The sequence below is a fragment of the Pseudomonas sp. Z5-35 genome (genome assembly GCF_051131945.1).
Classification (GTDB): Bacteria; Pseudomonadota; Gammaproteobacteria; order Pseudomonadales; family Pseudomonadaceae; genus Aquipseudomonas; species Aquipseudomonas marvdashtae.
Genome location: NZ_CP071640.1, coordinates 4,426,536 through 4,439,709, shown reverse-complemented (window position 1 = coordinate 4,439,709; position 13,174 = coordinate 4,426,536). Strand labels below are relative to the sequence as shown.

Sequence of the window (13,174 nt, the reverse complement as noted above, 5' to 3'; positions counted from 1 at the left end):
ACTCGTCGACTTTTCAAACAGAACCCTGGAGCCTGCCCACTGATTCGAGAGGTGCCCCATGAGTCTGCTGCTGGAACCCTATACCCTTCGCCAATTGACCCTGCCCAATCGCATCGCGGTATCGCCGATGTGCCAGTATTCGAGCGCCGATGGCTTGGCCAATGACTGGCATCTGGTGCACCTCGGCAGCCGCGCCGTGGGTGGCGCCGGCCTGGTGTTCACCGAAGCTACCGCCGTCACTGCCGACGGCCGTATCACGGCCCAGGACCTGGGGTTGTGGAACGACGAACAGATCGAACCCTTGCAACGCATCACTCGTTTCATCACCGCCCAAGGTGCGGTGCCGGGCATTCAACTGGCCCACGCTGGCCGCAAGGCCAGTACCTGGCGCCCCTGGTTGGGCAAGCATGGCAGCGTCAAGCCCGAGGAGGGCGGCTGGGTTCCGGTTGGCCCATCGCCTATTGCCTTCGATCCGCAGCACACCCCGCCGACCCAGCTGGATGAAGGGCAGATCGCCGATGTCATCCAGGCGTTCGTGGACGCGGCCAAACGCGCCCTGACGGCCGGTTTCAAGGTTGTCGAGGTCCACGCCGCCCATGGTTATTTGCTGCATCAGTTCCTGTCGCCCTTGAGCAACCAGCGCCGAGATCAATACGGCGGATCTTTCGAAAATCGAATTCGGTTGGTGCTACAAGTCACCGAAGCGGTCCGGGCCGTATGGCCTGAAGAACTTCCGGTGTTCGTCCGCGTCTCTGCCACCGACTGGGTGGAAGACGGTTGGAACCCGGATGAAACCGTCGAACTGGCGCGGCGCTTCAGAATATTGGGGGTGGACCTGATCGACGTGTCGTCGGGCGGTACCGCGGCGAACGCGGAAATCCCCACCGGCCCTGGCTATCAGACGCGCTTCGCCGAGCGGGTGCGCAAGGAGTCGGAAATCGCTACCGGTACCGTGGGCATGATTACCGAACCGGCCCAGGCCGAACACATTCTGCGCACCTGCCAGGCCGACATCATCTTCCTGGCCCGCGAATTGTTGCGCGATCCCTATTGGGCTCTGCATGCCGATGATGACCTGGGCGGACGCAAGGCCACCTGGCCTGCGCAGTACCAGCGGGCCACGCATCGGGACCAGCCGATCCATGAGTCGGATTTGCGCGACTGAGTGCTCGATAAGACAAAAGCCCCGGTTGGTCTGGCCGGGGCTTTTGTTTATCTGGGGTGTAGTGCGTGCTTAAGGGTATTTACGTTTATCCGGGGCTGGCGGGAAGTACTGGTACAACCAGGTTTCGCTCAGGGTGCGGTCTTTGGTGCGGATAAACAGGCGCATTTCTACAGGATCCACGCGGTCGTCGGTCGGGTACCAGTCGAAGGTGATGCGGTAGCCCTTGATCGCATCCAGCACCAACACGTTGAAGTCCTTCACTTCGCCATGGGAGCAGGTCACCACCGGTTCGATGCCAGTGCCCGGAGGCAATTGATCGATGCCGCCGCCGGTGAAGTCCACGGCGAAACGTCGTGCCCAGACGGTTGGGTAATGCTCGCCGGGCGCCCAGCCTTCGATGAAGCCGCCCATGCCAGAACGTGTAGCGTCCACTCGCGCCAGGTCCGTGCTCACCGGTGGCAGCGCGCTCCAATAGAGCTTGTAGCCATAATTCAGCGAATCGCCGGCAGCGACAGGTTTCTTCGGCGTCCAGAAGGCAACGATGTTGTCGAGGGTTTCGCCGGTGGTAGGAATTTCCAGCAGATCGATAGAGCCTTCGCCCCAGGCCGTGGTGGGCTCGACCCACAGGCTTGGGCGTTTGCTGTACCAGTCCACGGTGTCCTGGTAGCTGTCGAAGTCATGATCGGTCTGCACCAGGCCAAAGCCTTTCGGGTTCTTGTCGGCGAAGGCGTTGAATTGCAGGGTGGCGGGGTTATTCAGCGGACGGCAGACCCATTCGCCGTTGCCGCGCCACATGGCCAACCGGTCGGAGTCGTGGATTTGCGGGTGAATGGTGTCGCACATGCGTCGCTCGACCGTGCCGCAGCTGAACATGCTGGTCATCGGCGCGATGCCCAGTTGCTCGATGGCGGTACGGGCGTTGACGTGGGCATCGATTTCCATGACGACCCGGGTCGGCTGGCAATCGATATCAAACCGATAGGCACCCGTGGCGCTGGGCGAATCGAGCAGGGCGTAGACCACAAAACGCGTGCTGTTCTTGTCCGGGGTTTCGAACCAGAACTTGGTGAAGTCCGGGAATTCCTCGCGTTTCTTTGCGTAGGTATCGATGGCCAAGCCGCGGGCTGACAACCCGTACTGTCCGCTCTCATCCACGGCGCGGAAATAACTGGCGCCCAGGAATGAAACGATATCGTGCCGATCCAGCTCTGGAGCCTTGAAGGCCCGGAACCCGGCGAAGCCCAGGTCACCGGTCAGTTGCGAGGTGTTGACCGTGGTCTTTTCGTAATTGAACAGCTCCGGGCGGAAATGCACCTCGCGGGCCATGCGGGTCTTCGGATCGACGCTGTACATGCGCACCGGTTGCTTGAAGCCCATGCCGACATGGAAGAACTGCACGTCCAGTTGACCGTCCAGCGCATTCCACAACGAATGGTTGACGTCGTACTGGATGGCATTGAATTGCAGGGGCGACATCTGGGCCAAGGTCGGCGGCAAGACTTGCTTGGTGTCGACGTAGCGGCTCGCGGCCAATTTCCGGGCCTGGTCTTTCAGCCCGTTGAAATCGAAGGGCCGGGCTTCGCCGTCGGCCGCCTGATCGGCTGCCCAGGCTCGTGCAGCCATGAGTCCAGAGGCTGAAAGCCCGGTGTAGGCGGCGAAGGCCATGGAGGCCTTTAGCAGATTCCTGCGGTGCATAAATACAACCTTTTCTCGAAACAATCCCCAGCCGATCCTGGCCGCGGCAATTGATAAGGGAGTTCGGACATGCCTTTGGCCAAACGCGACGAACGTAAGAACAGATGCCTGAGAGCTGGATCGGTTCACCGAGGCGCAAAATCATAGGGGAATTGCTGGTCGGGAGAAAAAGGAAAAGGGTGGTTTGGTCAAACTTTCTTACAGATATTTCTTTTTTTCCGGAGGATTTTGGATTTTTTTGACTAATTACTCTAAAACTCCCTTCTCACGCTTCGAATCCTCCCTATTCTTAACGTGGATAGACCGCGTCAACCCCGGATCACGGGGCGCTATCAGGCCAATTCGAGTACAGAAGGACAACGCTTATGACGAAAATACAGGGCATTACCGAAATGCTGGGAATCTTTCCAGGCCTGATCAATGGGCGCAGGACACGACGACTCAGCCTGGAAGAACTGAGGCTGGTCGAACGTTATCGGGAGCTGTCGGAAAACGACCGGATCGCCATGCGTTACTTGGTGGATGCGATGCGCAGTGTTTCGCGGTTTTGAACAGTGACTTCAACTGCGTACAAACGGCTTTCGGTTTTCCTACTCACGGGTAGGTTTTTCACTTCGAGGAAATACAATGCCGACGACTATGACCAGTAAAGGACAAGTCACCATCCCCAAGCCCATCCGCGACGCACTCCACTTGATTCCTGGTTGTGCAGTTGAGTTCAGCATCAATGCGCGAGGCGAAGTGGTGCTGCATGCAGGTAAGCCTGGGACAGCCGAGGCGTCCGCCAGCGATCGTTTTGACGCTGTCCGTGGCAAGGCGGACATCAAATGGCGTACAGATGATCTAATGGCGTTATTGCGTGGGGACGACTGATGATATTGGTCGATACCAATGTCTTGATTGATGTGCTGGAAGATGATCCGAAGTTATTTTCCTTCGGTCGAGTTGGTAGTGCCATCCTGAGATACGCTTCACCACGACCAATACGACCCCGTTGGTCGTGGTGTACCTTCAATGGGCGTTGACTCAATGCTTGAACATCACATGCCGCACCACCGTGTAATCCTCCAGCCCGTACATGGACATGTCCTTGCCATAACCGGAACGTTTCTGACCGCCATGGGGCATTTCGCTGACCAGCATGAAATGGGTGTTCACCCACGTGCAGCCGTATTGCAAACGTGCCGACAGGCGATGGGCGCGACCGATGTCAGCGGTCCACACCGATGAGGCCAGGCCGTAGTCCGAATCGTTGGCCCAGGCCAGGACCTGTGCTTCGTCGACGAATGGCGTGACGGACACCACCGGGCCGAAAACCTCCCGACGGACGATTTCGTCGTCCTGCTGGGCGTCGGCCAGCACGGTCGGTTCGAAGAAAAAGCCGTTGCCGTCGATGGCCTTGCCGCCGGTGATCAGGCGAATGTGTGGTTGGGCGATGGCCCGTTCGACGAATCCGGCCACGCGGTCGCGATGCTGGGCCGTGATCAGCGGACCCATCTGGGTGTCGGATGCGGTTTGCAGGCCGCACTTGATGCCACCCACCGCGGCGCCGAGCTTTTCGACGAACTGGTCATAGATGCCTTGCTGGGCATAGATGCGGCAGGCGGCGGTGCAGTCCTGGCCGGCGTTGTAGAAGCCGAAGGTGCGGATGCCTTCCACGGCCGCGTCAATGTCGGCGTCGTCGAAAATGATCACCGGGGCCTTGCCGCCCAGTTCCATGTGCATGCGTTTGACGCTGTCGCAGGTGCTGGAAATGATGTTCGAGCCGGTGGCGATAGATCCGGTCAGTGACACCATGCGCACCTTCGGGTGGGTGACCAGCGGGTTGCCGACGGTTTGCCCACGGCCGAAGATCACGTTGAGCACGCCGGCGGGGAAAATTTCCGACGCCAGCTCCGCCAGGCGCAGGGCGGTCAATGGGGTCTGTTCCGACGGTTTGAGCACCACGGTATTGCCGGCGGCCAAGGCTGGGGCGATCTTCCAGGCGACCATCATCAGCGGATAGTTCCACGGTGCGATGGAGGCAATCACGCCCACCGGGTCTCGACGGATCATCGAGGTGTGCCCCGGCAGGTATTCGCCTCCCGCCGAACCGTTCATGCAGCGGCTGGCACCAGCGAAAAAACGGAACACGTCGGCAATCGCTGGAATCTCGTCATTCAGTGCGGCGCTCAAGGGCTTGCCGCAGTTATCCGACTCCAGCTTCGCCAGTTCTTCGCCGTTGGCTTCGATGGCATCGGCCAACTTGAGCAGTAGCAGGGAGCGGTCCTTGGGCGCCACTTGCGACCAGGATTCGAAGGCGCTGTCGGCGGCGCGCACGGCGGCATCGACCTGGGCTTCGCTGGCTTCGTTGATTTCCACCAGCACCCGCCCCAGTGCCGGGTTGAATACCGCCTGGCCGGGGCCTTCGCCGTTGACCAGATGGCCGTTGATCAGCAGTTTGGTTTGCATGTCCATGTCCTCTTGAGTCTGGTTTGTAACCCCGTGGGGGCCGGTTTCACAGTGGCATTCATTTACCGCCGCTCCCCGCCACGCTCTCACCCCCGCGGGTCAGGTAATAGGCGCCGAGTATCGGCAGCATCGTGACCAGCATCACCAGCATGGCCACCACGTTGGTCACCGGCACGTCGCGGGGGCGGCTGAGCTGGTTGAGCAACCAGAGCGGCAGCGTGCGCTCATGGCCGGCGGTGAAGGTGGTGACAATGATTTCATCGAACGACAAGGCAAACGCCAGCATCCCGCCTGCCAGCAACGCCGACCCCAGGTTAGGCAAGATGATGTAGCGAAAGGTCTGCCAGCCGTCGGCGCCCAGGTCCATCGATGCCTCGATCAGGCTGTGGGAAGTGCGGCGCAGTCGGGCGATGACGTTGTTGTAGACGATCACCACGCAGAAGGTCGCATGGCCGACGATGATGGTGAAAAAGCCGGGTTCGATGCCCAAGGTCTTGAACGTAGCCAGCAGGGCGATGCCGGTGATAATCCCCGGCAAGGCAATCGGCAGGATCAGCATCAGCGAAATGCCTTGTTTGCCGAAGAAGTCCCGACGATACAGCGCCGCCGAGGCGAGCGTACCGAGGACCATGGCAATCAGCGTGGCGACGGCCGCGACCTGCAAGGACAATTTGATCGCCTCCAGCACGTCCGGTCGCGAGAAGGCGATGCTGAACCACTTCAGGGTCAAGCCCTTGGGGGGGAAGCTGAACGCCGCGTCTTCGGTATTGAAGGCGTAGAGAAAGATGATCAGGATCGGAAAGTGCAGGAACACCAGCCCGCCCCATGCCGCGATCCGCAAGCCCCACGAGGCCCGAGAGTCAGAGTGCATCGAAAGCCCCCAGTCGCTTGACGATGGATAAGTAGATGGCGATCAGCACGATAGGCACCAGCGTGAACGCCGCCGCCATGGGCATGTTGCCGATGGCCCCTTGCTGGGCGTAGACCATGCTGCCGACGAAGTAGCCCGGCGGGCCCACCAGTTGCGGCACGATGAAATCCCCCAGGGTCAGCGAAAACGTGAAGATCGAGCCCGCGGCGATGCCTGGGATCGACAGCGGCAGGATCACCTGCGTGAACGTCTGGCGTGGCCTGGCGCCCAGGTCCGCCGAGGCTTGCAGCAGCGACGGAGGCAAACGTTCCAGCGACGCTTGGATCGGCAGGATCATGAACGGCAGCCAGATGTAGACGAACACCAGGAAGCGCCCCAGATGCGAAGTGGACAAGGTGCTGCCACCCACGCCGGGAATCCCCAGCACGAACTGCAACACCGGCCCCAGGCCCAGGTGCTGGACAAACCACTGCGCCACGCCGCCCTTGGCCAACAGCAATGTCCAGGCATAGGCCTTGACGATGTAGCTGGCCCACATCGGCAGCATCACCGCGATGTAGAAAAACGCCTTGGTCTTGCCGCTGGTGTAGCGCGCCATGTAATAGGCGATCGGGAAAGCGACGATGGCGCTGGCGATGGACACCGCGATTGCCATGGTCAACGTTCGCGCAATGATGTCGAAATTCGACGGCTGGAACAGCGCCGAAAAGTTCGCCAGGGTCAGGTCCGGCGTGACCGCCATGGTGAAGTCGTCGAAGGTGTAGAAACCCTGCCAAAGCAAAGTCAGCAGCGAACCCAGGTAGATCGCGCCGAACCAGATCAGCGGTGGCACCAGCAACATCGACAGGTAGAGGTTGGGCCGTCGGTACAGCAGGTTGGAAAAACGGCGTAACGGCGAGCCGTGCGCGGGCGTTTGAGTGATGGCCACGGTGTTCATTTCAGGCCTCGCCGCCAACGGTGTCGTGCAGGGCGACCATCGCCTCACGCGCCCAGCGTACCGTGATCGGTTGGCCGGTCTGGTGCTGGGCGCTGTTGTCGTTCCATTGGGTATTGGCCTGGCTGAGGCTGAGCGTCTGGCCGGTCTCCAGCGTCAGCTCGTAGCGCGTCGCACTGCCTTGGTATTGGATGTCATGGAGCAGGCCGCTGACTTCGATTTCATGCCCGGCCAGCGGGCCTTCGGCAAAGCGCACATGTTCCGGGCGGATCGAGAACGGCTGCGGGTGCCCGCTCAGTTGCCGGGCCAGTTCGCCACGAATCACGTTGGAGGTGCCGACGAATTCGGCGACGAAGGTGGTGGCCGGCCGCATGTACAGGTTGCGCGGCGTATCGACCTGTTCGATGCGGCCCTTGTTGAACACCGCGACGCGATCGGACATCGACAACGCTTCGGTCTGGTCATGGGTGACAAAAATGAAGGTGATGCCCAGCTGCCGTTGGAGTTTCTTCAATTCGCTCTGCATCTGTTCGCGCAGCTTCAGGTCGAGGGCGCCCAAGGGCTCATCCAGTAGCAGGACGCGCGGGCGGTTGACCAGCGCGCGGGCCAGGGCGACGCGTTGACGTTGGCCGCCCGAGAGTTGCACCGGCTTGCGCTGGCCGTAGCCGTCCAGGGCAACCATCTCCAATGCTTCGTCGGCGCGCTTGATGCGTTCGGCCTTGGCGACGCCTTTGACCTTCAGGCCATAGGCGACGTTGTCGCGCACGTTCATGTGGGGGAACAGGGCGTAGTCCTGGAAAACCGTGTTGACGTCCCGCTGATAGGGCGCGAGCCCCACGGCTTCCTCGCCGTGGATGCGGATCGAACCGGCGCTGGGCTGCTCGAACCCGGCGATCAGCCGCAGGCAGGTGGTCTTGCCGGAACCGGACGGTCCCAGCATGGAAAAGAACTCGCCGTCCTGAATGTCGATGGAGACCTGGTCAACGGCCTTCACATCGCCGAACTGACGGGAAACGTGGGTGAACTGGACTGCAAGCGTCATGGTGCGGTGCTCCAGAAAGCGGGGCGGGCATGAAATCGCAACGGTTGGAACGCGGTCCCGTGGCGAGGGAGCTTGCTCCCGCTGGGTGGCGCAGCCACCCCAAAACCAGCCGATGCGGTGGGCAGGTCATACCGCGTCGGTCGGTTTTGGGCGTGCTGCGCGCGCCAGCGGGAGCAAGCTCCCTCGCCACAGGGTTAACCATGTCCCCCCGGTCCAAACAGGTGACTGCGACTTAGCGTCCACCCATGATCGCAATGTAATCCTGGGTCCAGCGGCTGTACGGCACGAACTTGCCACCCTCAGCCTGTGGGGTTTTCCAGAAGGCGATCTTGTCGAACTGGTCGAAGCCGTTGGTCTTGCAGCCTTCGGCGCCTAGCAGTTCGCTGCCTTTGCACGCCGCCGGTACGGCCGGCAAGGAGCCGAACCAGGCGGATACGTCGCCCTGGACTTTGGGTTGCAGCGACCAGTCCATCCATTTGTACGCGCAGTTGGGGTGCTTGGCCTCGGCGTGCAGCATCGTGGTATCAGCCCAGCCGGTGGCGCCTTCCTTGGGAACGGTCGAGGCAATCGGCTGTTTCTCGTTGATCAGGCCGTTGACCTGATAGGGCCACGCGCCGGACGCCATCACGCCTTCGTTCTTGAAGTCACTCATCTGCACGGTGGTGTCATGCCAATAGCGGTGGATCAACGGATGCTGGGCCCGCAGCAACTCCAGCACGGCCTTGTACTGGGCTTCGTCGAGCTGGTACGGGTCCTTGATGCCCAATTCAGGCTTGGCGGTCTTGAGGTAGAGCGCCGCATCGGCGATATAGATCGGGCCGTCGTAGGCTTGTACGCGTCCCTTGTTCGGCTTGCCGTCAGGCAGGTTCTGCGCCTCGAACAGCACACTCCAGCTGGTCGGTGCCTGCTTGAACACCTCGGTGTTGTACATCAGCACGTTCGGGCCCCATTGGTACGGGGTGCCGTAGGTCTGCTGGTTGACCACGTACCACGGCGCATCCTTGAGACGCGGGTCGAGGTTTTTCCAATTGGCGATCAGCGCGGTGTTGATCGGCTGCACGCGTTTGCCGGCAATCAGTCGCAAGGAGGCGTCGCCGGAGGCGGTGACCAGGTCGTAGCCGCCCTTGCTCATCAGGCTGACCATTTCATCGGACGTCGCGGCAGTCTTCACGTTGACCTTGCAACCTGTTTCCTTCTCGAAGCCGGTCACCCAATCGTAGGCCTTGTCGCTTTCACCGCGCTCGATGTAGCCCGGCCAGGCGACGATATCCAGTTGGCCTTCGCCAGCGCCAACCGCCTTGAGCGGTTCGGCGGCCTGGAGGCTGACGCTGGTCAGCAGCGCCGTGGTGATTGCACTGAGCAATGCGGTCTTGTGCGCGTACATGGAAATCCCTCTTGCTTTAATTATGGTCGGGGCAGGTTTCGAGAACGTGTCGCTGGTTATTGTTTTAGCTTAGCTGCAAGCTTCGAGCGGCAAGCTGCAAGCAAAGGCAGGTAGCGCAGGGCTTGTAGCTTGTAGCTCAAAGCTCCCGGCTATGCCGGGCCATGATATGGCGCACCACGCTGTAGTCCTGGAGCGAATCGCTCGACAGGTCTTTCCCATAGCCCGAGCGTTTCAGGCCGCCATGGGGCATTTCGCTGACCAGCATGAAATGGCTGTTGATCCAGGTGCAGCCGTATTGCAGTCGCGCGGCCACTTGCATCGCCTTGTCGAGGTTATGGGTCCAGACGGAGGAGGCCAGGCCGTATTCCGAGTCGTTGGCCCAGTCCACCGCCTGGCTGAGCTCGTCGAAGCGAGTCACTGTGACCACCGGGCCGAATACTTCGCGCTGGACGATTTCATCGTTTTGCTTGCAACCGGCCAACAGCGTCGGCTGATAAAAGAAGCCGGCGCCGGAATGCACCGCCGCACCCGTGACGCGTTCGATGTGCGGCTGGCCGAGGGCGCGCTCGACAAAACTGGCGACGCGGTCGCGCTGGCGGATGCTGATCAGCGGGCCGATCTCATTGTCGACATCGCGCTTGCCGGCAAAACGCAGGCTGCCGACCGCCGCGCCGAGCTCGGCCACCAGACGGTCGTGGATCCCCGCCTGGGCGTAGATCCGGCATGCCGCGGTGCAATCCTGCCCGGCGTTGTAGTAACCGTAGGTGCGCACGCCTTCGACCACCGCTTGCAAGTCCGCATCGTCACAGACAATCACCGGAGCCTTGCCGCCCAGTTCCAGGTGCGTGCGCTTGAGGGTCTTGGCGGCGGCCTGGAGGATCTTCTGCCCGGTGACGATATCGCCCGTCAACGAAACCATGCGTACCTTGGGATGGCTGACCAGATGGCTGCCGACACCTTCGCCGCCGCCGCAGATAATGTTGATGACGCCGCGCGGCAGGATCTCGGCCAATAATGGCGCCAGGGCCAGGATCGTCAACGGCGTATGCTCCGACGGCTTGAAGACCAAGGTGTTACCGGCGGCCAGGGCGGGGGCGATTTTCCAGGCCGCCATCATGATCGGGTAATTCCACGGCGCGATGGAGGCGACCACGCCAATCGGATCGCGACGCACCATGCTGGTGTAGCCGGGCAGGTATTCGCCGCTCAGTTGGCCGGTCTGGCAGCGTACCGCGCCGGCAAAGAACCGGAACACATCCACCGTGGCGCTCAGGTCATCCTGGCGTGCCAAGTGCAGCGGCTTGCCGCAGTTCAAGGATTCGAGGCGGGCCAGGTAATCGGCGTTTTTCTCGATCGCGCTGGCAATGTCCAGCAGCAGGTTTGAGCGCAGCTGTGGGGTGGTGCGCGACCAGCCGTCGAAGGCGCAATGGGCGGCATGGATCGCGGCTTCGACCTGTTCGGTGCTGGCCTCGGCAATGTGCGCCAGCGTTTCACCGGTGGCGGGGTTGAGGATTGGTTCGACAAAGCCCTCGCCGGGCACGCTTTCGCCGTCAATCAGCAACGCGGTACACAACGGGGTCTGCGTGCCAGCCATTGTCGATTTCTCTTTTTGTCAGTGGCCTAGAGGATGCAGCAAGACTAGTGCGCAGTCCGGCGGACGACAAATTCTAAATACTCAAGGCTGCATTCGATTAAATAGATGGCTTGCGCCCGCCGGGACGCTGTTCCCTCGCGACCGCCAGGAACGGGTCGACCGACGCCGGCCGCGCGGTGCCTCGGCGCCAGGCCAGGCCGACGTCGAGGGTCTGGTTGAGGTCGGCAATTGGCCGGGCCTCGATAATGTCGCCTTCCAGTGACCAGGGGCGATAGGTCATGTCCGGTTGGATCGACACGCCCAGCCCGGCCGCCACCAGGCTGCGCACTGCTTCGGTAGACGCGGTGCGCAGCGTGATGTTCGGTTGCAGGCCGGCGCCGCGCCACAGGCGTTGCGCGTTGCGATCCATTTCGTCGACATTCAATTGGATCAGCGGCTCGCGGGCCACGTCCGACAGGTGGATGCTGTCGTGCTCGAGCAACGGATGCTGGGCCGGCAGCCACAAGCGGTGGGGAGAGTGGGTCAGCACTTCAGTCTGCAGCGCGTGGCGATCTTCCAGGTTCGACAGGATCAACACGCCGACGTCGATTTCTCCGCTGACCAGCAAATGCTCGATATACGGGCGCTCGTCTTCCATCACGCGAATCGCCACGTTGGGATAGGCGCGCTGGAAACGGGTCAGCAGGTCTGCCAGGTAATACCCGGCAACGAGGCTGGTCACGCCGATGGTGACTTGGCCGGCGACCTGGTCGGTGCTCTGCTGCAGGCTGCGCTTGGCGTTGTCGACGGTAGCAAGGATCAGGTGGGCCTGGCGCAGGAATTGATGCCCCTGGTGGGTCAGGGTCATGCCCTTGGCGTGGCGGCTGAACAGGCTGACGCCGATGTCTTCCTCCAGCTGCTGGATGGCCAGGGTCAGCGTCGACTGGGAAATGAACGCCGTTTGCGCGGCGGCGGAAATTGACCCAGTCTCGGCCACGGCGATGAAGTGACGGATTTGACGCAGGGTCATCATGGTTGAGTACCGGCACGCGAATTTATCGATGTCTTGGAGTATATATCGTGTTTATCGAATGGCTGCGGATCGACTGGAACCTATCAGGCAACATCTCGAAGCAAAGTCGCCGAGGACGCCGGGCACTTTCGATCTAGGCTGGGGGCCTTATGATCCGGTTAACCGAATGCGTGGAGGCGACAAATGAACACCCGTGGATTGCTCGATCAGTTACTCAAGTCCGGCCAGGAAATGTTGCAGAACAAGGCTGGCGGATCCCAGGGCAAGTCGTCCGGCGGGTTGGGCGGATTGCTCGGTGGTGGTTCCGGCAACCTGGGCGGAATGCTCTCCGGCGCGGGTGGCGGGGCGTTGGCAGCCGGGGCCATGGGCTTGCTGCTGGGCAACAAGAAAGCCCGCAACTTCGGCGGCAAGGCACTGGCCTATGGCGGCCTGGCTGCGTTGGGCGTCATTGCATACAAGGCTTATGGCAACTGGCAGGCCCAACAGGGCACAGCACCGAAAACCGAACCGCAGACCCTGGACCGCGTCCCGCCGGCGCAAGTCGAGCAGCACAGCCAGGCGATCCTCAAGGCCCTGGTCGCGGCGGCCAAGGCCGACGGCCATGTAGACGAGCGCGAACGGCAGTTGATTGAGGGCGAATTCACCAAGCTCGACAGCGACCAGGAACTGCAGCACTGGCTGCACGCTGAACTCAACAAGCCGCTGGATCCCAGTGACGTCGCCCGGGCGGCAAGCACACCGGAAATCGCCGCCGAAATGTACATCGCCAGCGTAATGCTGGTGGACGAAGAAAATTTCATGGAGAAATCCTACCTCGACGAACTGGCGCGGCAGTTGAAGCTCGAGCCAGGGTTGAAAGCGGAGTTGGAGAAGCAGGTGCGGCAGGCGACTATATAGATCAGTCCCAACCTGATATCCCTGTGGCGAGGGAGCAAGCTTGCTCGCCACAGGTGCGCCAGCTATCAAGACAAGGGCGGCCAAAAATCTCCCCCAGCCGCCATGCAGACGTACCATTGCCCTCGGCTA

12 protein-coding genes are annotated in these 13,174 nt (G+C 61.3%); 4 read left to right on the top strand and 8 right to left on the bottom strand.

From position 1 onward, the window contains the following. The first annotated feature begins 58 nt into the window (after positions 1-58). Positions 59-1,165 (top strand): NADH:flavin oxidoreductase/NADH oxidase, encoded by a 1,107-nt coding sequence (locus J3P95_RS20395; protein ID WP_186634855.1) that lies wholly within the window; start codon positions 59-61, stop codon positions 1,163-1,165. A gap of 69 nt (positions 1,166-1,234) precedes the next feature. On the opposite strand, the gene J3P95_RS20390 is transcribed toward J3P95_RS20395, so the two are convergent. Further along, positions 1,235-2,860, bottom strand: coding sequence for a glucan biosynthesis protein D (locus J3P95_RS20390; protein ID WP_434558495.1), 1,626 nt, complete (start codon positions 2,858-2,860; stop codon positions 1,235-1,237). Between the two features lie 365 nt (positions 2,861-3,225). Here J3P95_RS20390 and J3P95_RS20385 point away from each other — a divergent pair, with 365 nt between their 5' ends. Together J3P95_RS20385 and J3P95_RS20380 are read left to right on the top strand one after the other, a co-directional pair. Next, on the top strand, positions 3,226-3,411 hold the full coding sequence (locus J3P95_RS20385; protein WP_434558494.1) for a hypothetical protein: 186 nt from the start codon (positions 3,226-3,228) through the stop codon (positions 3,409-3,411). Between the two features lie 76 nt (positions 3,412-3,487). After that, positions 3,488-3,733, top strand: a complete 246-nt coding sequence (locus tag J3P95_RS20380) for an AbrB/MazE/SpoVT family DNA-binding domain-containing protein (RefSeq protein ID WP_434558493.1) — start codon at positions 3,488-3,490, stop codon at positions 3,731-3,733. A gap of 153 nt (positions 3,734-3,886) precedes the next feature. Here J3P95_RS20380 and J3P95_RS20375 read toward each other — a convergent pair whose 3' ends face one another. The 7 genes from J3P95_RS20375 to J3P95_RS20345 all read right to left on the bottom strand — a co-directional run bounded on the left by J3P95_RS20375 (position 3,887) and on the right by J3P95_RS20345 (position 12,148). Continuing rightward, complete coding sequence (locus tag J3P95_RS20375; protein ID WP_434558492.1) at positions 3,887-5,311, bottom strand: gamma-aminobutyraldehyde dehydrogenase; 1,425 nt, start codon at positions 5,309-5,311, stop codon at positions 3,887-3,889. 58 nt (positions 5,312-5,369) lie between these two features. Continuing rightward, a complete protein-coding gene (locus J3P95_RS20370; RefSeq protein WP_434558491.1) occupies positions 5,370-6,182 on the bottom strand; it encodes an ABC transporter permease in 813 nt (270 codons plus the stop codon). Further along, the gene (locus J3P95_RS20365; protein WP_434579908.1) at positions 6,172-7,119 is read right to left on the bottom strand and encodes an ABC transporter permease; all 948 of its coding nucleotides are present in this window, start codon (positions 7,117-7,119) and stop codon (positions 6,172-6,174) included. Before J3P95_RS20365 ends, J3P95_RS20370 begins: the two co-directional genes overlap by 11 nt. Position 7,120: 1 nt before the next feature. Then, positions 7,121-8,158, bottom strand: a complete 1,038-nt coding sequence (locus tag J3P95_RS20360; protein ID WP_434579910.1) for an ABC transporter ATP-binding protein — start codon at positions 8,156-8,158, stop codon at positions 7,121-7,123. Between the two features lie 232 nt (positions 8,159-8,390). Further along, positions 8,391-9,542, bottom strand: a complete 1,152-nt coding sequence (gene ydcS / locus J3P95_RS20355) for a putative ABC transporter substrate-binding protein YdcS (RefSeq protein ID WP_434579911.1) — start codon at positions 9,540-9,542, stop codon at positions 8,391-8,393. Positions 9,543-9,678: 136 nt separating this feature from the next. Further along, positions 9,679-11,136, bottom strand: coding sequence for a gamma-aminobutyraldehyde dehydrogenase (locus tag J3P95_RS20350; protein ID WP_434579913.1), 1,458 nt, complete (start codon positions 11,134-11,136; stop codon positions 9,679-9,681). Between the two features lie 97 nt (positions 11,137-11,233). Further along, positions 11,234-12,148 (bottom strand): LysR family transcriptional regulator, encoded by a 915-nt coding sequence (locus tag J3P95_RS20345; RefSeq protein WP_434579915.1) that lies wholly within the window; start codon positions 12,146-12,148, stop codon positions 11,234-11,236. 183 nt (positions 12,149-12,331) lie between these two features. Between J3P95_RS20345 and J3P95_RS20340 the strand changes: the two genes are divergently transcribed. Next, complete coding sequence (locus tag J3P95_RS20340) at positions 12,332-13,045, top strand: tellurite resistance TerB family protein (RefSeq protein ID WP_434579916.1); 714 nt, start codon at positions 12,332-12,334, stop codon at positions 13,043-13,045. Positions 13,046-13,174: the final 129 nt, after the last annotated feature.